A 20,080-nucleotide genomic window follows, 5' to 3' on the forward strand; every position below is an offset into this window, starting at 1 on the left:
CCGGTAAAACGCTTCGCTGAAGTGCTTTTAGGATGTATGCACCCCAAAACGAGCTGCCGAAGCATGGAAAAAGAGACCCTGTACCGGTTTTTCCGAGGTGAAGCCTCCCCCGAGGAGGAGCGCCGCCTCATGGAGTGGCTCGACGCCGATGCGGAGAATCGTCGGACGTTCGACCGCGAACGGGCCCTGTTTACGGCCCTGCAACTCTTTGCACCCCGTCCGAAGGCCCGTGCCCGCGTGTCGGCGTCGCGTCCCGGCCGCCGTTCGGGAGTCCTCCGGCGTCTGGCCGCACCCGCCCTGCGGATTGCTGCCGTGGTGGCTCTGGCCGTGGGGGTCAGCTGGGGGGTCATCTCCCACCGCGAGCGCAACTGGGAGCAGCTGACCAACCGGATCGTCGTCCCCGCCGGACAACGCATCAACCTTACGCTGCAGGACGGCACCTCGGTGTGGCTCAACTCCGGTTCGGAGCTCGAATATCCGGCCCTCTTTGCCGGTGCGACACGCCAGGTAAAACTCCGGGGTACGGCCCTTTTCGATGTGACGGGCAATGCCGAACGCCCCTTCATCGTCGAGACCTACGCCTGCCGCGTGGAGGTGCTCGGCACCCGATTCAACGTCCGTGCCGACGAGCAGAACGATGAGTTCTCGACGGCTCTCTTCCGTGGCAGTGTCCGCGTCACCTCCCGCGATTCGCTCCATCAGCAGGTAACGCTCCGCCCCAACGAGCGGGTCCTGCTCGAAGAGGGGCGTCTGCGCGTCGAACCTGCCGACGATCCGAACGAATACCTCTGGACCGAGGGGCAGATCTCGATCGGCGGCTGTTCGTTCGAGGAGATCCTTGCACGCTTCGAGAGTTGTTACGGCGTACGCTTCGACGTGCGGCTCGAGCAGCTGCCCAAAGTCGGGTCGATCGGCAAGATCCGCATCTCGGACGGCATCGAACACGCCCTGAGCATCCTGCAGCGCAACGGCGACTTCCGATATACCTACGATACCCAGACCAACGTAATTACGATCTATTGATAAACCTGAATTCCCGAACCTTAAACTCCGCCTGCCTATGATGCTGTAATCCGTCTCTTTTCGACCGTATCCGGTCCTCTGCGGACATTTCGTGAAAGAAAAACCCGGAATTGCGCCAACAACTCCGGGTCGTCAGGATAACGGTCTATTCCCAGCCTTGGAACAACCTGAATTATTATCCTTTAACCAACCTGCAAAGATATGAAGAAAAAAGTATCAGGCCAAATGAAAAGCCTGATAATCTTCCTGTTCGCGGCGATTCTGTGCCTCGGGGCACGTCCGGCCGCGGCTCAGACCGCACGCGTCACCATCGACCTGCGGCAAGTCAAAATGGAACGGGTCATGAACGAAATCGAGAAGCAGACCCGCTATCTGTTCATCTACGACAAGAGTCTCAACATCGACCATACGGTCAGCGTTGTGGCTGACAATCTCCCCGTGACGGAGGCCCTCGGTCAGATGGTCCGCGGTACGGGAATCTCCTACGAAATCAAGGGCTCGAACATCATTCTTTCGGCCGGAGAGTTGCGGACCCCCCCCCTTGCATCGGCTGCTGCGCCGGGTGAAGTCTCCGGACGGGTCGTCGATGCCCACGGCCTGCCGGTCATCGGAGCCTCGGTGATCCTCAAGGGTACGACCCTGGGCGTGAGCACCGATGTGGACGGCCGCTTCACGCTGCGCATTCCCGAAGGAACGGCCCATCCGGTGCTGCTCTTCGACTATCTGGGCTACGAGTCGCAGGAGGTGCCCGTCGACGGGCGGACGCAGTTCGACATCACGTTGCAGGAGTCGGCCGTGGCCGTGGAGAACGTCGTCGTGACGGCCCTCGGTATCAAGCGCCAGGAGAAAGCCCTCTCCTACAACGTGCAGCAGGTCAAGGCCGAAGAGATCATGACCGTGCAGGATGCGAACTTCATGAACTCGCTCAACGGCAAGGTCGCCGGTGTGCAGATCAACTCCTCGGCAGCCGGCGTGGGCGGTGCGGTGCGCGTGGTGATGCGCGGTGCGAAATCCATCTACAAGGACAACAACGCCCTCTATGTGATCGACGGTGTGCCGATGACCAACGTCTCGTTCGGCTCCTCGGACGACGGCCTGCAGGGCAACTACCTCGGTTCGGACGGCGTGGCCGACATCAACCCCGCCGACATCGAGTCGATTTCGGTGCTGACGGGCCCTTCGGCCGCAGCCCTCTACGGTTCGGATGCCGCCAACGGCGTGGTGCTGATCAACACCAAGAAGGGGGAGGCGGGCAAGACGCAGGTGAGCGTCTCGAACAGCACCACTTTCTCGATGCCGTTCGTCATGCCGCGCTTCCAGAACCGCTACGGCAACGAGGTGGGATCCTATCAGAGCTGGGGCGCTGCGACGTCGCGGCGGTTCGACCCCTCGAGCTTCTTCAATACGGGTTCGAACGTCAGCAATTCGTTTTCGTTCTCCACCGGCACGAAGCGTCACCAGGCCTATTTCTCGGCCGCGACGACCAATGCCCGGAACATCCTGCCCAACAGCGGTTACAACCGTTACAACTTCACGATGCGGGACGTGAGCTCGTTTCTCAACGACCGGATGACGCTCGACCTGAGTGCCAGCTATATCCTGCAGAACAACAAGAACATGATCGCCTCGGGACAGTACTTCAACCCGCTGCCGGCGCTCTACCTCTTCCCGCGCGGCGAGGATTTCGACAACGTGCGCATGTATCAGATCTGGGACGAGTCGCGCAACCTCTACGTCCCGAACTGGACCTACGGTTCGGGCGACATGTCGTTCCAGAACCCCTACTGGATCATGCACAAGATGATCAACGAGTCGAAGAAGCGCCGCTACCTGCTCTCGGCCAGTCTGAAGTACGACATCACGAAGTGGCTCAACGTGACGGGCCGCGTGAAGGTCGACAACTCGGACATGGACATCACCAACAAGCGCTACGCCGGTACGGATACGAACTTCGCCGGTGAGAAGGGTCTCTACAACATCACCAAGCGCAACGACCGTCAGATCTATGCCGACGTCATCGCCAACATCGACCACTACTTCTCCGACGACTGGCACCTGACGGCCAACGTCGGCGCCTCGATCAAGGACGTGCAGATGGATCTGATGGGCTGGGGCGGCGACCTGCGCAAGATCCCCAACTTCTTCTCGATCACCAACATCTCGACCACCTCCTACCGCGAGCGTGAGGACGGATCGCGGGTTCAGTCGCAGAGCATCTTCGCCAACGTCGAGGTGGGGTGGAAGAACATGCTCTACCTGACCGTCACGGGCCGCAACGACTGGGAGTCGGCGCTGGCCTTCTCGAAATACAGTTCGTTCTTCTATCCGTCGGTGGGTCTGTCGGGCGTGATCTCCGAGATGGTCGATCTTCCCGACTGGTTCTCGTTCCTGAAGGTGCGCGCCTCCTATTCGGCCGTCGGCTCCTCGTACGCCGCCTACCTGACGAGCCCCTACTACGAGTACCGCGCCCAGAACCACGAGTGGGACTCGAACCACCGCTTCCCGAACGACAACCTCAAACCCGAGAAGACCAAATCGTGGGAGGTGGGTCTGAATGCCCGCTTCTTCGGCGGCAAGCTGAACCTCGATGCCACGTGGTACCGTTCGGACACCTACAACCAGACCTTCGAGTCGACCCCTTCGTCGACGTCGGGCTATTCGTCGGTGCTGGTGCAGGCCGGTCAGGTCCGCAATACGGGTCTGGAACTCCTGCTCGGCTATCACAACACCTGGAAGGATTTCTCGTGGGATACGAGCCTCACCTACACGACCAACCGCAACCGGATCATCCGTCTGGCCGACGGCGTGATCAGCCCCGTCGACGGCAAGCCGATCGAGATGCCCTATCTGGAGAAGGCAACCCTCGGCAACACGGGTTCGCCGCAGGTGATCCTCTACGAGGGCGGAACGATGGGTGACCTCTACATCAACCGCGAACTGCGCACCGACGGCAACGGCAACATCTATGTCGATCCGTCGACCAATCAGGTCGAACTGACGACCACCGAACGCCGCAAGGTCGCCTCGCTGCTCCCGAAGGGCAACCTGGGCTGGAGCAACAGCTTCTCCTACAAGGGCGTAACGCTGTCGGCCATGATTGCGGCCCGGCTGGGCGGATCGGTCGTCTCGAATACGGAGGCCTTCCTCGACTACTACGGCGTTTCGGAGCGTTCGGCCGCGGCGCGTGACGCCGGCGGCGTGCGGATCAACAACGGGCTGGTCGATGCCAGGAACTACTACCAGACGATCGGTGCCGGTACGGGCGCCGGAGCCTACTACATCTATTCGGCCACGAACGTCCGTCTGCAGGAGCTCTCGCTGAGCTACTCGCTGCCGCGCAAGTGGTTCCGCAACAAGATGGGGATGACCGTCTCGCTCGTGGGCCGCAACCTGTGGATGATCTACAACAAGGCGCCGTTCGATCCCGAACTGACCACCTCGACCTCCGACAACTTCCTGCAGGGCGTGGACTACTTCATGCTGCCCAGCCTGCGCAACATCGGATTCTCCGTGAAATTCCAATTCTAAAACTGCCGACCAATCATGAAACAGCATACAATCAAACGTTTGTTCGGACGCGGGGTGCTCGGCGTGGCTCTGCTGGCCGCCGCAGCCTGCACCGGTAACTTTGAAGAGTACAATACCAAACCCTACCGCCCGACGGACGAGGATCTCGTCGGCGACAACGTGGGTATCGGCATCCTCTTCCCCTCGATGATGGAGTGGATGACCCACTATCAGGTCAATGCCTCGCAGTATCAGGATGTCCTGATCGGCGACGAACTGGGCGGCTACTGCTCGGCCGTGAAACCCTACCAGGGTCAGAACATCTCGACCTACAACCCTTCGGATTCGTTCAACGATCCGCTCTTCAACAACACCTTCTCGAATTTCTACGGCAACTACTTCCAGGTGCTGTCGAGCACCGGGGGCGAAGGGGCCGTCTATCAGCTGGCCCAGATCATCCGCGTGGCCTCGATGCTCCGCGTGACCGACGCCTACGGTCCGATTCCCTACTCGAAGATGCAGAACGGAACCTTCTCGGTGCCCTATGACAGCCAGCGCGACGTCTATCTGGCGATGATCGACGATCTGGATGCCGCCATGGAGGAGCTCTACACCTTCGTCTCGGCCGGCAATACGACGCTGCTCGCGGATTTCGACATCAGCAACTACGCCGGTGATGTCCGTTTGTGGATCCGCTTTGCCAATACGCTCAAACTGCGCATGGCCATCCGCATGAGCGGTGTGGAGAGCTCGGCACGCACGATTGCCGAAGAGGCCGTGGCCGCCCGCGAGACCTACGGTCTGATCGAGACGACGGCCCAGTCGCTCTACTTCGTCTCCACGTCGCGCCGCAACCCCTTCTATACCCAGGCAACCAGCTCCTCGTGGCAGGACCTGCGTTCGAATGCCAACATCACGATGTACATGAACGCCTACTCCGATCCGCGGCGCAGCTCCTACTTCTCGACCTCGGGGTATGCCGGCCAGCCCTATGTCGGAGCCCGTTCGGGCATCGACAACGTGAGCGTGACCGACTACACGGCGTTCTCCTATCCGCTCTACGGCGAGACGGATCCCGTCCCGGTGATGTACGCCGCCGAGAGCTGGTTCCTGCGCGCCGAGGGTGCGCTGCTGGGCTGGTCGATGGGCGATACGGCCGAGAATCTCTACAACAAGGGAATCGAGACCTCGTTCGAAGAGGCCGGCTGCTCGTCGTCGCTCAACACCTACATGCAGACGGGTGCCGTCACGCTCTCCTATACCGATCCGCTGGGGCGGAACAATGCGTCCGATTTCGGTACGGCCCCCTCGGTGGCCTGGGCCGACGACGGGCAGGCACTCGAGCGCATCATCATTCAGAAGTGGATCGCCAACCACATGATCGGCCACGAGGCCTGGGCCGATTTCCGTCGGACGGGTTTCCCGAAGATGCTCATGGCGGTCGACAACCTCAGCGCCGGCAGCATGTGGGGAACGGTGGACAGCGATCGCGGCATGCGGCGTCTGCACTACCCGCAGTCGGAGTACGACAACAACCGTGAGAATCTCCAGGGCGGCATTCAGCTGCTGGGCGGCACGGACGAACACTCGACCGATGTCTGGTGGGCAAAGAAAAACTGACCTGAAAAACCTGAAAAACCATGAAAATGAATCGTAAAAACATATTTTCGGCCATGACGGCCATGGCTGTCGTCCTGTTCTGCGCGTGCAGCGAGTGGACGGAACCCGAGGCCCGGGATCTGAAGCAGTCCCTCCCGGACTCCTATTACGCCGATCTGAAGGCCTATAAGGCTTCGGACCATTCGCTCGCCTTCGGCTGGTTCGATGGCTGGAATCCGGTTTCGGCCTCGACGGCCATGAGCCTGATGGGAATTCCCGACAGTGTGGATCTGGTGGCCATCTGGTCGCCCTTCACGCCAAGCGAGGAGCAGAAGGCCGACATGCGGGCCGTTCGCGAGAAGAAGGGTACGCGGGTTGTCGTGACGACCCTGCTCACGGACATCGGTCTGAACGTCACCCCCGAGGAGGTGACCGCCGGAGCGACCACCAACAACGAGATTATCCGTCTGCGGCGCCTCTACTGGGGGTGGACGGACGACGCCTCGGCCGCCGAGATCGAGACCGCCATCCGCAAGTATGCCAATGCCATGGTCGACGCCGTGCTGGCCAGCGGATACGACGGCCTGGACATCGACTTCGAGCCCAGCTATGCCGGACACTCCGGCAACATCGTCAACGATTACAACCGGATCCCGGAGCAGGGTGAGATCTATGCCGGAACGACTCCCGCCCAGCGCGTAAACTGGTTCGTCGAGGAGTGCAGCCGGCGTCTGGGACCCAAGTCGGGCAGCGACAAACTGCTGATCGTCGACGGTGAGGTGCACTCGATGCCCGTCGAGACGATCGACTGCTTCGACTACTTCATCCTGCAGACCTATAAGCTCTCCAGCCAGACGAATCTCGACAACGGTCTGAGCCGTGTGGTCTCGGCCTTCGACGGGACGCTCTCCGCCGAGCAGATCACCCGGCGGCTGATCGTGACCGAGAATTTCGAATCGGCCTCCATTGCGGCGGCCGGCGGCATCACCTGGACGCTCAGCGACGGTACGAAGGTCAACTCGCTGCAGGGCATGGCCCTCTGGGAGCCCTATACCGGTGTGCGCAAGGGGGGAGTCGGCGCCTACAAGATGCAGAACGACTTCAAGAACGACTGCTACCACTACTACCGTCAGATCATCTCGACGATGAATCCGGCGCAAACCAACCGATAAAAAGCAACGACCTATGAAAATGACATGGATGAATCGTGCCTGCAAGGGGCTGATGGCAGGTTTTCTGATGGCAGCCGTTGCGGGTTGCAACGACGCCGAATTCCAGCCCATCGACAATGCCGCCTATATTGCCGAGGCTTACGGGGCGGCGAGCAAGCTTCTGTCGTTCTCGAACGACGAGGGGGCGCAGACCACGCTGACGGCCCGGCTGGGTGATCGTGCCGCCGCCGATTGCTCGTTCCGCTTCGAGGTGGCTCCCGAGGTGCTGACCCGCTACAACCAGATGAACGGCACCTCCTACGTGCAGCTTCCCGACGGAGCCTACAACCTTCCGGCCGATCCCGTATCGGTGACAGCCGGTGCGGCCTCGGCGGCTCCGCTGCAGGTCGAGATCCTGCCCTATACCCAGGAGATGAAGGATTCGGGTGTGACCTATGCCCTGCCGGTGCGGCTGCTCAGTACCGACGGCAACATGCGGCTGCTCAATGACCTTTCGGAGTTCCTGCTCATCTGCAACTGGCAGCGGATCGTGCCGGTTCCGCTCTTCAATACGGAGTTTGTCGAAACCGGCGACCGTTCGAAGAAGAATCGGATCATGTTCGACATGGGCGATGCGGATATCAACTTCACGGCCTATACCTTCGAGTTCATGATGTACATGGAGGACTTCTCCACGACGAGCGACCAGATGCTCGTGGGTCTGGAGGGCTCGTCGCGCTCGCTGACCAACCGCATGTGGGTGCGCTTCGAGAACAACAGCCCGAAGAAGTGGATGCAGATCAACTCGATGGTCAAGCCGGCCATCGATGCCTCGACACCCAATCAGGCCAAGGTCTGGCAGCACGTGGCCATTGTCTTCGACGGCAGCAAGATGCATCTGTATCTCGACGGAACGGAGGTGGCCACGAAGGATGCCCCCAATCCCTCGATCAACTTCCGCTACTTCTCGCTGCTGCCGCAGCCGTCCTCCTTTACGCAGACGATTTCGTTCCGCGAGGTGCGCCTGTGGAACGTGGCCCGTACGGCGGTCCAGCTGGCCAACAACGCCACGAATGTCGATCCGAAGAGCGAGGGGTTGCTCGGCTACTGGAAGATGGACGAGGGCTCGGGCTACACGTTCAACGACGCCACGGGCAACGGCCATCTCGGAACGTGCCAATACTCGACGGCTTCGGGAATCGGCAACGCCGCCTGGCCCGAAACCTTCACTGGCCCGGCCACGGGGCTGAAGTGGGTGGAGAACTCCGAAAAGATGGACGAATAGGAGTCCCTGCGAATCCCGAATGACGAAGGGCGCCGCCGTGCGGTTCGAAGCGCTGCGGCGCCCTTTTTCCGAAAATCATACCGCAACATCACATGAAAACCACTGACCTCTATCTGTTGGGCCTGGGCGGATTGGCGACGCTGTCGCTGGCGGGCTGCACGGACCGCAAACCCGCGGCACGCCCGATGAACATCCTCTACATCATGACCGACGACCATACGGCGCAGATGATGAGCTGCTATGACCGCCGCTACGCCTCGACGCCCAATCTCGACCGCATAGCCCGGGAAGGAGTCCGCTTCACGAACAGCTTCGTGGCCAACTCGCTGAGCGGTCCGAGCCGGGCCTGCATGCTCACGGGCAAACACTCGCACAAGAACGGTTTCTACGACAATACGACGTGCGTCTTCGACGGCTCGCAGCAGACCTTCCCCAAGCTGCTGCAGCAGGCCGGCTACGAGACGGCGATCGTCGGCAAATGGCATCTGGAGAGCCTCCCGACGGGCTTCGACCATTGGGAGATCATCCCCGATCAGGGGGACTACTACAATCCGGACTTCATCCGGCAGACGGGCGACACGGTCCGCAACGAGGGCTACATCACGAACCTCATCACGGACAAGGCGCTGGCGTGGCTCGATGCGGAGCGCGATCCCGAGAAGCCCTTCTGCCTGCTCGTGCACCACAAGGCGCAGCACCGCAACTGGATGGCCGACACGTGCAATCTGACCCTCTACGAGGATCGGACCTTCCCGCTGCCGGAGACCTTCTACGACGATTATGCGGGGCGTCCGGCGGCTGCCGCCCAGGAGATGTCCATCTCGTCGGACCACGACATGGATGTGATCTACGATCTGAAAATGTACCGCACGTCGGATTCGAGCCGGCTGAAGGAGCTCTACGAGGGGATGATCGGCCGCATGAATCCCGATCAGCGGGCGGCCTGGGACCGTTTCTACGATCCGCTCATCGCGGAGTTCCATCGCACGAATCCGCAGGGCCGCGAACGTGCCGAGTGGAAATTCCAGCGCTATGTGCGCGATTACCTGAAGACGCTCAAATCGCTGGACGACAACGTGGGCCGGCTGCTCGACTACCTTGATAGCACGGGACTGGCCGGGAATACGCTGGTGGTCTATACCTCGGACCAGGGCTTCTACATCGGCGAGCACGGCTGGTTCGACAAGCGCTTCATGTACGAGGAGTCGATGCATACGCCGCTGGTCATGCGGCTCCCGGGCGGCGTGCAGGGCGACATCGATCAGTTGGTGCAGAACATCGACTATGCTCCGACGTTCCTCGAACTGGCCGGTGCGGAGATTCCCGACGACATCCAGGGCCGTTCGCTGCTGCCGCTGCTGCGGGGCGAAAAGTCCGCCGACTGGCGTCCGGCCCTCTATTACCACTTCTATGAGTATCCGGCCGAACACATGGTCAAACGCCACTACGGGGTGCGCGACAACCGCTGGAAGCTCATCCATTTCTACAACGACATCGACCACTGGGAGCTCTACGATCTGAAGACGGATCCTCACGAGCTGCACAACCGCTACGACGATCCGGCGTGTGCCGGCGAGCGGGCCCGGATGATCGACGAACTCCTCCGCCTGCAGCGGCAGTACGACGATACGCTGGCCCTGCGCATGAACGGAGATTTCCAATCCAAAGACTGATTCCATGACGAGACGATTTAGATTCCTACCGTTTTTGTTTGCCGCCGTTCTGTTCCTGGACGGTTGTGCGACGACACCGGCCGGGGAGCGCCCCACGCTGATTCCCCAGCCGCAGCAGGTGAAGTGGGGACGGGGCGGCTACCGCCTTCCGGACGGGGTGCGCATCGGCATCTCCGATCCGCGGCTGACCCCGCAGGCCGACTACCTGAGGCAGGCGCTGGCCCCCTGCACTTCGGCCTCGCTGTCGGAGACCCCGCAGGGTGATATCTGCCTGCAGCTCGATACCGCATCGCTGGCCGAAGAGGCCTACCGGCTGGCCGTCACGCGGTCGGGCGTGCGGATCACGGGCGGATCGCCGCGCGGCGTGGTCAACGGCATCGCTACGCTGCGGCAGCTGCTGCCCGCGGACGAGAGGACTGAAGCGGTGATTCCGCATGTGGAGGTGGAGGATGCCCCGGCGTTTGCCTGGCGCGGCGTGATGCTCGACGTGAGCCGCCACTTCTTCGACAAGGAGGATATCTGCAGCATGCTGGACCAGATGGCCCGGCTGAAGCTCAACAAGTTCCACTGGCATCTGACCGACGATCAGGGCTGGCGCGTCGAGATCAAGGCCTATCCCGATCTGGCCGGCAAGGGCGGCTGGCGCCGTTTCAACAAGCACGACACGATCTGCATGGGACGTGCCGCACGGGAGAAGAATGCCGATTTCCTGATTCCGGAGAAGTACCTGTGCGTGGAGGGTGCCGATACGCTCTACGGCGGTTACTACACGCAGGAGGATATCCGCGAGGTGGTGGCCTATGCCGCCGAACGGGGTATCGATGTCATCCCGGAGATCGACATGCCGGGCCACTTCCTGCAGGCCATCGAGTACTATCCGGAGATGACCTGCTTCGAGCCCGAGACGTGGAGCGGCGAGGCCTTCTCCTCCCCGTTGTGCCTGGGCAAGGACGAGACGCTGGCCTTCTGCGAGGAGATCTGGCGGGAGGTGTTCGAGCTCTTCCCCTATGAGTATGTCCATATCGGAGGCGACGAGGTCAACATGAAGAACTGGAACCGTTGCCCGCGCTGCCAGGCGCGCATGCGCCAGGAGGGGTTGGCCGACGGACACGCCCTGCAGGCGTGGTTCACCCGCCGCATGCAGCGCTTCTTCGAGGCCCACGACCGCCGGATGATCGGCTGGGACGAACTCCTGCAGGGCGAGGTCGATCCGGCGACCACGATCATGTGGTGGCGCCCGTGGGTGCCGGAGTCGGTCGACAGGGCCACGCGTCAGGGTTGCGATCTGATTATTTGTCCGCAGACGTGGTTCTACTTCTCGCTCGAGGAGGATGCCGGTTCGTTGAAGCGCACGTGCAATTTCCGGCTGGTTCCCGATTCGCTTCCGCAGGAGCAGAAGGCCCGCATTCTGGGTGTTCAGGGCAACGTCTGGGCCGAGAAGGTGCCTTCGTTGTCGCGGGCGGAGTATCTCTTCTATCCGCGGCTGCTGATCGTGTCCGAGAAGGGGTGGAGCCCCGAGGAGCGGGTCAGCGAGGAGGAGCTGCTGCCGCGTGTGATGCGCTACTGCGCGCGGCTCGATGCCGAAGGGATCAACTACCGCATCCCCTCGCTGGAGAATTTCCACGAATTCTGCGTCTTCACTGACTCGACGCGTTCGACGGTGACCTGCCCGCTGCCGGGCGCCACGCTGCGCTATACGCTCGACGGATCGGTGCCGACCGTCTCTTCGCCGATCTACACCGGCCCGATTACCTTCCATGATGATGCCCTGCTGCAGGTGAGGGCCTTCCATCCTGACGGCCGGACGGGCGACTGGGTGAAGATCCGCTATGAGAAGTGCGGCTTTGCGGCTCCGACCGAGGTGGCCGCGACGGCTCCCGGCCTGCAGGCCGAGTGGTATTTCAAACGCTTCCCGAAGTGCGATGCCATCGGCGGAGCGAAGGCCGACGGGGGATGTGTGGTCGATACGGTGCAGTTCCCGAAGGTGGCGCAGGGGCGCCGTGCCACGGGAATCCTCTTCCGGGGGTATATCCGCGTGCCGGAGAATCGGATCTACACCTTTGCGCTGGCCTCGAACGACGGCAGCCTGTTGCGCATCGACGGCCGTGTGGTGATCGACAACGACGGCGAACATACGCTGATCGAGAAGACGGGACAGGCGGCCCTTTCGGCCGGGCTTCACCCCTTCGAGCTGCGCTATTTCGACTACAACGGCGGGCGTGTGACGCTGGCGCTGGTCGATGAGCAGGGCCGGCGTCAGCCCTTCTCGGACGGGTGGTTCTGTCACGACGCCGATTGATCCCGCAACGCTGTTTCAATGCAAAGAGGGCGGAGCCTGCAGGCTCCGCCCTCTCTTGTTCATGGGAGTGAGATGTGGCCCCGTTCGCGAGGCCCCCCCCCGGTTCGACTTTGAACCGGTATGCTCCGCCCCCCCCCGATCGGTGCCGCTGCGCTCCGGCTCAGTGTGAAACGCCGACCGGACGGAGCAGGAAGTCGAACTGCAGGTCTGCGTAGGGGATGCGGTATTCGGGCCGGGCCTGCTTGCCCCAGCTGTTGACGCATCCCAGTCCGGACTGAATCAGGTCGAAGCAGACATGCGTGCGGCCGTCGGAGACCAGTTCGGAGGGGTGGCGCCGGTACTCCGGCGTTCCGTTGTCGAGCTGCGGAATGGAGTAGGGGATGGCCGAGGCTGAGAAGTGGCGATCGGAGCAGATTTCCAGGCCGAGGCCCGTCTCGTCGGTCAGCCGCCACCACCTCAGGCCACTGCGCGTGCCGGACTCCTGGGGGCTGGCGTATTTGGCGTGGAACTGGTCGGCAACCCGCTGGTCGTAGCGTCCGACGAAGGCGGCCGAAGCCCGGTCCGCGTAGTTCTCCATCGGACCGCGTCCGTAGTAGGAGAGGGTGTTGAACATCCCCGGCGCCTCGAACATCATGCCGAAGCGCATCAGATCGGCTACTCCTGTACGGGTCGAATCGGCCTTCAGTGTCTCCCGGACGCGGATCGTACCGTCTTCGGCAATCCGGTAGCTGAGTGTCAGCCGTCCACCGACCTGCGGCAGCAGATAGTGTGCCGTGGCCCGTACCTGTTGATTCTCCTTCGTCAGGTCGAACTTTTCGAGTCGGGGTGTGATCTCGGCCCAGATCCGGCTGTCGGGGACCTTCCCGGCCTGACGAACGCCGAGATCATTGTCCGTGGCGGCCCGATAGAAGTTCGGACGCAGCGCTCCGGAGAGCAGCTCTACGCCGCGAAGCCGGTACGAGATCAGACAACCCGTTTCGGGATCGAAACGCAGCGTGAAATCTTCGCCCGTGACGGAGTCCCCGTCGAGGCGGAGCTTCTCGCGGGATGCGCCTGCTTCGAGCGAGGCAAAGCGCCGTGCGGGATCGTCGGCCCGAAGCACCAGCTGATCGGCGGCCACCTCGTAACCGGCCTCGAGCAGATCGGTCGTCTCGCGGAGCTGGTAGCGGACCGTGAGCAGCAGTTCGCCGTCGAGGGCCTCGATGCGTGCCGGATCGTATCCCAGTGTGATCTCTTTCGTCTGCTGGGGAGCAACCTCGATCCGTTCGATCACGCCGCTTGTGACCGGCTTTCCGTCGGCCGACACCTCCCACAGAAGCCGATAGGGCGAGAGATCGGTGAAGAAGTTCTCGTTGTAGAGGGCCACGATGCCCTTTTTCGCATCGCGTAGGGTGGTATGAACGGGCTGGTGGAGGTGCTTGACCTCGTAGGCGTGGGGATGCCACGAGCGGTCGCTGGCCAGAATGCCGTTGCAGCAGAAGGTGCTGTCCGAGGCGTCGCGGTCGTTGTAGTCGCCGCCGTAGCGGAACGTCAGCCGCCCCTCGGGGCTGCGCCAGGCCAGCGCCTGATCGGCGAAGTCCCAGATGAAACCGCCCTGATAGCGCGGCTCGCGGCGGATCATCTCCCAATACTCCTTCAATCCGCCCAGCGAGTTGCCCATGGCGTGGGCGTATTCGCACTGGATGAGCGGTTTGTCGGGATTCCGGTCCAGATAGCGCTGGCAGGTGTTATAGTCCCAATACATCGGGCAGGTGATGTCGGTGTTGTAGTCGCCGTGGTAGGAGGCCTGCTCGTACTGGACCGGACGCGAGGGGTCGAACGCCTTGATCCAGTCGTAGCACCGTTCGAAGTTGGGGCCGTTGCCGGCTTCGTTGCCCGTGCTCCAGATGATGATCGACGGGTGGTTGAAATCCCGGTGTACCATGCGCTGGTTCCGGTCGAGGTGAGCCTGGGCAAAGTCGGGATTCCCGGCCAGATTCTTCGACTTGTCGTGGTAGAAGTAGCCGTGCGACTCGATGTTGGCCTCGTCGACGACGTAGAGTCCGTAGCGGTCGCAGAGATCGTACCAGATGGGGGCGTCGGGGTAGTGACACGTGCGGACGGCATTGATGTTGAGGCGTTTCATCTCGCGGATGTCGCGGATCATCTCCTCGCGGGTCACGTAATAACCCGTGTTGGGCTCCATTTCGTGGCGGTTGACCCCCTTGATGAGGATTGGCTGCCCGTTGACGAGCAGCTGCCCGCCGCGGATCTCGACCTTGCGGAATCCGACCGGGAAGGCGGCCGCCTCGATCACTGATCCGTCGCGGGTGAGGGCCTCGGCCGTAAGCGTGTAGAGGGCGGGACTCTCGGCGCTCCATTTCCTGGGGTTGCTGACTTCGAACGACGTTTCGATCCGGTTCTGCCGCGGAGTGACGGTTCGCCGGAGGAGTTCCTCCCCCGCTTCGTCGCGCAGGACGAGCCGTACGGCTCCGATCCCCGGCGTGGTGGCGATCCGGATCTGCAGCTCTCCGTCGCGGTAGTCCGACGTGAGGTCGGGCGTGATCCGCACGTCGGCCAGACGTCGCTTGTCCCGTGCATAGAGGTAGCAGTCGCGGCCGATGCCGGTCATGCGCCAGAAATCCTGATCCTCGAGGTAGGAGCCGTCGCACCAGCGGTTGATGCGCATCACGATGAGATTCTCCTGCCCGGGTTTCGTGTAGCGGGTGATTTCCCATTCGGCTTCGAGTTTGCTGTCCTCGCTGTATCCGACCTCGTGTCCGTTGACCCAGAGGGTGAGGTTCGAGGTGGCCGACCCGATGTGGATGAAGAGCTCCTTGCCCTTCCACTCCTCGGGAAGGGTGACCGTACGGCGGTAGATACCCGTATAGTTCTGTTCGTAGGGGACCAGCGGAGCCTTCACCGGGAAGAACTTGTGCCAGGGATAGGGTTTGTTCGTGTAGACCGGATCGCCGTATCCGTTCATCTCCCAAAGCCCCGGAACGGGCATCTCGCCCCACGACGAGTCGTCGAATCCGGGACGGAAGAATCCTTCGGGTTCGGCGCCGGGGCGGTCAACACGCAGGAAGGTCCATACACCGTTGAGCGAACGGTAGAAGGGTGAACGTTCGGGTGTGTTTTCGGGCGAGGCCTCCCCGGCGGTCGGGTAGACAATGAAGCTCGTGCGCATGGGGGCCCGGTTGACTCCGAAGCAGGTCGGGTCGAGCCATCGCTCTGCGGGAGCCTTTGCCGAGACGCTCGATGCGGCAAAAAGCAGGATGAACAACAGTTTTTTCATTTTGGTTGGTTTTGGAAAAAAAGGATCGGAGACAAAAATAGTAAAAAATCGAAAGATTTCAAGCTTTTGCAACGAAACTTCTTCCTCGCTCCCGTCATCGGAGACTGTTTCGGGCGACCATCTCGGCTTCCCGTGTATGGATTGGCTGCTTTCACCTCTTGCAGGCCCCGGTGGCAGATCCGGAAAATAAAAAAGCGGCCAACCTTGGTTGACCGCTTCTCAATGGTCCGTCGATCGGACCGCTATTGCGTGTACGCTATTTGTTCAGGCTCTTCAGACACTCCGAAACGTTCTTCTCGATCCGCTGCAGGATGGTCTGCGTATCGGCCGCCTCGGCCTTGATGAACTTTTCGCCGGTGATCTGCTCGTAGAGTTCGACATAGCGGTTGGTGATGCCGGCGACGATCTCGGGGGTCATCTCGGGCACCTTCTGCCCCGGCTGTCCCTGGAATCCGTTTGCCATGAGCCATTCGCGGACGAACTCCTTCGAGAGCTGGCGCTGCCGTTCCCCCCGTGCCAGCCGCTCCTCGTACCCCTCGGCGTAGAAGTAACGCGACGAGTCGGGCGTGTGGATCTCGTCCATGAGGTAGATGACACCGTCCTTCTTTCCGAATTCATATTTCGTATCGACGAGGATCAGCCCCATTTTTGCGGCGATTTCGCAACCGCGGCGGTAGATGGCGCGCGTGTACTTTTCGAGCTGTTCGTACTCCTCGCGGCTGACGAGTCCCGAGGCGATGATCTGCTCTTTCGAGATATCCTCGTCGTGACCTTCGGCGGCCTTCGACGTGGGGGTGATGATCGGTTCGGGGAACTTCTGGTTCTCGACCATGCCGTCGGGCATCTCCACGCCGCAGATGGTGCGTTTGCCGGCCTTGTATTCACGCCAGGCGTGGCCCGAGAGGTATCCGCGGATGACCATCTCGACCTTGAAGGGTTCGCACTTGCGGCCGACGGTGACCATCGGATCCGGTACGGCGAGTTTCCAGTTGGGGAGGATGTCGGCCGTGGCGTCGAGGAATTTGGCGGCGATCTGGTTCAGGACCTGACCCTTGTAGGGGATTCCTTCGGGCAGGACCACGTCAAAGGCGGAGATCCGGTCGGTCACCACCATGACCAGATATTCATCGTTGATGTCGTATACGTCGCGGACTTTTCCCGTATACTTGCTTTTCTGGCCTTCGAAGGTGAAATCGGTACGAGTGATTGCGTTCATGGTGTTTGCAGGTTTATCTGCGTGCAAAGATACGTTTTTTGCGTGAAAATTGGATTCCTCGGCGGTGGAAAGTTTCCGTCCCGAGAGGCCGTATCGGCATAAAAGAAACTTCCCGATGCAGAAAAGCCTTGTAACTCGTTAATTTTCTGTCAGTTACGACGTTAGCCGATGGCACAAAAAGACGCACTGTAAAGAGGCGGCAAAACCTTGTTTGACGCTTCATTTCTTGTGTCCGATATTCTCGGAAAAATGTAAAACTCGGGTTCGGAGTCCGATTTTGGATGGTTTTTTCCCTCGCTGGAGCGGGTCGCCGGAGGGGTGTGACTCCATGAGCAAAGGTAGTAATTTTTGCGGGAACTCCAAGCCCCGGCGAAGGATTTTTTTCGCCGGAGCCTGGAGATTCGGATGGGGGGTGGCGGTTTGGGTGCGGCTACCGGACAATCTGGTAGCGCCCCGACTTGCGCGGTTTCGTGGCAGGGTACTCCCCGTCGATGTATCCCAGAATGACGAAGCATTGTGCCTCCATCGTGTCGGGGATCTCCCACTGCCGGCGGATTGCCTCCCCTTCGGGGGTTGAGAAGGTCTCCGCGGCGCGCGCCAGCAGGCACGACGACAGGCCGAGCTCCGTGGCCTCCAGTACCATGTTCTCGGCCGCGCAGAAGGCATCGGCCCCGGCATAGAGAAAGTGCTTCGGACCGAAGATGGTGATGACGGTCGGTGCACCGTAGAATCCGGAGCGGATGGAGGGGTCGTCGATGATCGAGGGCTGCTCCTTCGACACGAAGGTTCCCGCCAGGCGCGAGCGGTCGAGGCAGGCCGCATTGAGTTTGCCGAGGGCCTCGTTGAGCGTCCGGTTCTGACAGGCCACGAAGCGGGTGCGCTGCCCGCCTCCGGCGCTGGGGGCATACGCCCCGGCTTCGAGGACCTTCAGCAGCGCCTCTTCGGGCACCTGTCTTTCGGTATATCGCCGGATGCTCCGGCGGTATTTCATCAATTCAAGCAGTTCCATGCTCTTTTATTCAATCGCTTTCCAGCACTGCGGGTCGGGGGCGTAGAAGTTGTGCGTATAGCCGTAGGCAACGGCCGGGCAGCCCCGGCAGAAGCGCAGCAGCTCGCAGCGGGAGCACTTCTCGAACCGCTCGTATTGCCGGTAGGCCTCCATCTCCGGGCCGTTGTAGAGGTCGTAGAGCGGCTTGCGGAAGAGATTGCCCACCGGACTCTCGAAACGGCGGCAGGCCATCACCTCGCCCGTCGGCAGGATGGTCATGTGGCAGTCGGCGCAGTGGCAGCCATCGTAGATGGTGTCCGCGTCCAGCCCCTCGGGTATCTTGAACAACCCCTTTTCGTAGAGAAAGAGGGTCCAGAGGTGGTCCTTCAGATTGAAGGTTGTGCCGCTGTCCCGGTACTGTTCGAACTGGTGCCAGACGCGCTCCAGAAAATCGCGGTACTCCAGCGGCTCGATGTGGGTGCTCTTCTCGAAGGAGGTGGGGCAGTAGCGCCCGAATGCGAAGATGTCGACTCGGCGGGCCACCACCAGGTCAATGATCCCGGGGATTTCGTGCAGATTCGTCCCCGACACGGTGGTCATGACGGCGCAGCGGATGCCCGCCCGGCGGATGACGTCGATCTTGTCGAGGGTCGCGTCGAACGAGCCGGGTTTGCGGATGGCGTCGTGCGTCTCCCGGAGTCCGTCGATTGAGAGCTGGTACTTGTCGCAGCCGTACTCCTTCAGCCGGGCGCAGACGGCATCGGTCAGGTGGAACGGGTTGCCCAATATCGTGAAGGGAATGCTCCGCTCCCGAAGCAGCGCCAGAATAACCCAGAAGCGGCTGTGCAGAATCGGATCGCCGCCCGTGATGTAGAAATAGGGCAGGCGCTTCATGCGGCGGCACATCTCCACGCAATCCACCACGACCTGCCGGGCCTTCTGCAACGGCATCTCGACCAGTCGGGGATGCCCCTCCGCGAAGATGTAGCAATGCGCACAGCGCTGGTCGCAGCTGTCGGTGATGTGCCACTGGAAAGCGAAGTATTCCATCGCGGAGGGCTATTTCTGCTGGTTTTGCTGGTTCTGCTGGGGTGCGGGGGCCGGAATGGCGCCGAGCTGCTGCAGCATCGTGAACAGATCGGGCAGACCGTGCTCGCGGATGATCTTGCCCTCCTTCAGTTCGTAGATGTTCATCGCCGTCACCTTGACGGGTTTTCCCGTTGCGGGCATCCCCATGAAGGGCTGGGTCTGCGTTCCGCTCATCGTAAAGCGAATCATCACCTTGTCACCCTCGGCAATGAACTCCTCGGCCTTCCACTGAACGTCCGGCATGGCGCCGCGCATCATGTCCAGTACGGCGATGTAACCCTCGAATCCGTGCAGCGGTTCGGCGGAGGTCGGGGCGTAGAAAATCACGTCGGGCGAGATGATGGACTCTCCGAGGGTCCGGTCGCCTGTGTTGATGAAGCGGATAAACTGCTCCATGACCTGCTTGTTGGCTTCGGTTACGGAGTGCTGTTGGTCGGCGGCGGTGTTCCCGCAGGAGATCATGCAGATGGCTGCCACGATGGCGGACAGCACGGTCATTGCTTTTTTCATGGTTTCTCTGTTGTTTTTATCGGTTTTATCGGTGGAATGGATGTTTGTCGGGAAACCTCCGGCGGAATCCCGGTTGGCCCGCCGGAGGAGATTGCTAAAACGGCCGTCTATTTGTCCCCGGCCCCGCAGGCCGAACCGCAGGCCGTCGGTTTGGGTTCGGGCTTGGTGTCGCCGTCGCCTGCGCCGCAGGCCGAGCCGCACGCTCCGCTCGGAGCCGTCGTTTCCTCTTTTGCACAAAGATAGCTCTGTGCACTTCTTCTGGCGGAATAAACTCCGCTGACAGATGTTCTCTTCATACCGGTTGTTTTTAAGTGTGAATTCCGCAGGTGGAGTGTCCCGTTCGGAACAGCTCATCCCTTGCGTTTACCGGTGCAAAGTTACAATGCAGTCTGTTGTTCTACAACGGGTTACAAATTCAGCCTATAGTAACCTTTTTCTCGCTTTTGCAGAGGATCAGACCGTT

Annotated in this window: 13 protein-coding genes; 7 read left to right on the forward strand and 6 right to left on the reverse strand. The window is 61.2% G+C overall.

What is annotated here, in order from left to right; genetic code table 11:
- The first annotated feature begins 63 nt into the window (after window positions 1–63).
- The 7 genes from B5E60_RS07440 (at window position 64) to B5E60_RS07470 (ending at window position 12,537) form a co-directional block, all read left to right on the forward strand.
- The gene (locus B5E60_RS07440; protein ID WP_087310856.1) at window positions 64–1,023 is read left to right on the forward strand and encodes a FecR family protein; all 960 of its coding nucleotides are present in this window, start codon (window positions 64–66) and stop codon (window positions 1,021–1,023) included.
- A 201-nt stretch (window positions 1,024–1,224) separates the two neighbouring features.
- Window positions 1,225–4,551 carry a SusC/RagA family TonB-linked outer membrane protein gene (locus B5E60_RS07445; RefSeq protein ID WP_087310858.1) on the forward strand — a complete coding sequence of 1,109 codons (3,327 nt, stop codon included), beginning with the start codon at window positions 1,225–1,227 and terminating at the stop codon, window positions 4,549–4,551.
- 15 nt (window positions 4,552–4,566) lie between these two features.
- Window positions 4,567–6,150: a SusD/RagB family nutrient-binding outer membrane lipoprotein gene (locus tag B5E60_RS07450; protein ID WP_087310860.1), complete on the forward strand. Its 1,584-nt coding sequence runs from the start codon at window positions 4,567–4,569 to the stop codon at window positions 6,148–6,150.
- 20 nt (window positions 6,151–6,170) lie between these two features.
- On the forward strand, window positions 6,171–7,301 hold the full coding sequence (locus tag B5E60_RS07455; protein ID WP_232009093.1) for a glycoside hydrolase family 18: 1,131 nt from the start codon (window positions 6,171–6,173) through the stop codon (window positions 7,299–7,301).
- Window positions 7,302–7,314: 13 nt separating this feature from the next.
- The gene (locus B5E60_RS07460) at window positions 7,315–8,565 is read left to right on the forward strand and encodes a BT_3987 domain-containing protein (protein WP_087310862.1); all 1,251 of its coding nucleotides are present in this window, start codon (window positions 7,315–7,317) and stop codon (window positions 8,563–8,565) included.
- Between the two features lie 92 nt (window positions 8,566–8,657).
- Window positions 8,658–10,238, forward strand: coding sequence for a sulfatase family protein (locus B5E60_RS07465; RefSeq protein ID WP_087310864.1), 1,581 nt, complete (start codon window positions 8,658–8,660; stop codon window positions 10,236–10,238).
- 34 nt (window positions 10,239–10,272) lie between these two features.
- The gene (locus tag B5E60_RS07470; protein WP_162611607.1) at window positions 10,273–12,537 is read left to right on the forward strand and encodes a family 20 glycosylhydrolase; all 2,265 of its coding nucleotides are present in this window, start codon (window positions 10,273–10,275) and stop codon (window positions 12,535–12,537) included.
- A 160-nt stretch (window positions 12,538–12,697) separates the two neighbouring features.
- On the opposite strand, the gene B5E60_RS07475 is transcribed toward B5E60_RS07470, so the two are convergent.
- From B5E60_RS07475 to acgA, 6 genes are all read right to left on the reverse strand, one after another.
- Entirely contained in the window at window positions 12,698–15,814 is a 3,117-nt protein-coding gene (locus B5E60_RS07475) for a glycoside hydrolase family 2 TIM barrel-domain containing protein (protein ID WP_087310868.1), read from the reverse strand.
- A 256-nt stretch (window positions 15,815–16,070) separates the two neighbouring features.
- Window positions 16,071–17,030 (reverse strand): phosphoribosylaminoimidazolesuccinocarboxamide synthase, encoded by a 960-nt coding sequence (locus B5E60_RS07480; RefSeq protein WP_087310870.1) that lies wholly within the window; start codon window positions 17,028–17,030, stop codon window positions 16,071–16,073.
- Between the two features lie 430 nt (window positions 17,031–17,460).
- Window positions 17,461–18,039 carry a nitroreductase family protein gene (locus tag B5E60_RS07485; protein WP_087310872.1) on the reverse strand — a complete coding sequence of 193 codons (579 nt, stop codon included), beginning with the start codon at window positions 18,037–18,039 and terminating at the stop codon, window positions 17,461–17,463.
- A gap of 6 nt (window positions 18,040–18,045) precedes the next feature.
- A complete protein-coding gene (gene acgM, locus B5E60_RS07490) occupies window positions 18,046–19,068 on the reverse strand; it encodes a radical SAM/SPASM domain protein, ACGX system (RefSeq protein WP_087310874.1) in 1,023 nt (340 codons plus the stop codon).
- Between the two features lie 9 nt (window positions 19,069–19,077).
- On the reverse strand, window positions 19,078–19,617 hold the full coding sequence (locus tag B5E60_RS07495) for an ester cyclase (RefSeq protein ID WP_204246451.1): 540 nt from the start codon (window positions 19,615–19,617) through the stop codon (window positions 19,078–19,080).
- Window positions 19,618–19,724: 107 nt separating this feature from the next.
- Complete coding sequence (gene acgA / locus B5E60_RS07500; protein ID WP_087310876.1) at window positions 19,725–19,913, reverse strand: ACGX-repeat peptide; 189 nt, start codon at window positions 19,911–19,913, stop codon at window positions 19,725–19,727.
- Window positions 19,914–20,080 lie beyond the last annotated feature (167 nt).

The sequence above is a fragment of the Alistipes sp. An116 genome, from assembly GCF_002161005.1.
Lineage (GTDB): Bacteria > Bacteroidota > Bacteroidia > Bacteroidales > Rikenellaceae > Alistipes > Alistipes megaguti.

Bases quoted from the DNA above. Each gene is read 5' to 3' on its own strand.
- B5E60_RS07440 (WP_087310856.1), top strand. From the start codon at position 64: ATGGAAAAAGAGACCCTGTACCGGTTTTTCCGAGGTGAAGCCTCCCCC.
- B5E60_RS07445 (WP_087310858.1), top strand. From the start codon at position 1,225: ATGAAGAAAAAAGTATCAGGCCAAATGAAAAGCCTGATAATCTTCCTG.
- B5E60_RS07450 (WP_087310860.1), top strand. From the start codon at position 4,567: ATGAAACAGCATACAATCAAACGTTTGTTCGGACGCGGGGTGCTCGGC.
- B5E60_RS07455 (WP_232009093.1), top strand. From the start codon at position 6,171: ATGAAAATGAATCGTAAAAACATATTTTCGGCCATGACGGCCATGGCT.
- B5E60_RS07460 (WP_087310862.1), top strand. From the start codon at position 7,315: ATGAAAATGACATGGATGAATCGTGCCTGCAAGGGGCTGATGGCAGGT.
- B5E60_RS07465 (WP_087310864.1), top strand. From the start codon at position 8,658: ATGAAAACCACTGACCTCTATCTGTTGGGCCTGGGCGGATTGGCGACG.
- B5E60_RS07475 (WP_087310868.1), bottom strand. From the start codon at position 15,814: ATGAAAAAACTGTTGTTCATCCTGCTTTTTGCCGCATCGAGCGTCTCG.
- B5E60_RS07480 (WP_087310870.1), bottom strand. From the start codon at position 17,030: ATGAACGCAATCACTCGTACCGATTTCACCTTCGAAGGCCAGAAAAGC.
- B5E60_RS07485 (WP_087310872.1), bottom strand. From the start codon at position 18,039: ATGGAACTGCTTGAATTGATGAAATACCGCCGGAGCATCCGGCGATAT.
- acgM (WP_087310874.1), bottom strand. From the start codon at position 19,068: ATGGAATACTTCGCTTTCCAGTGGCACATCACCGACAGCTGCGACCAG.
- B5E60_RS07495 (WP_204246451.1), bottom strand. From the start codon at position 19,617: ATGAAAAAAGCAATGACCGTGCTGTCCGCCATCGTGGCAGCCATCTGC.
- acgA (WP_087310876.1), bottom strand. From the start codon at position 19,913: ATGAAGAGAACATCTGTCAGCGGAGTTTATTCCGCCAGAAGAAGTGCA.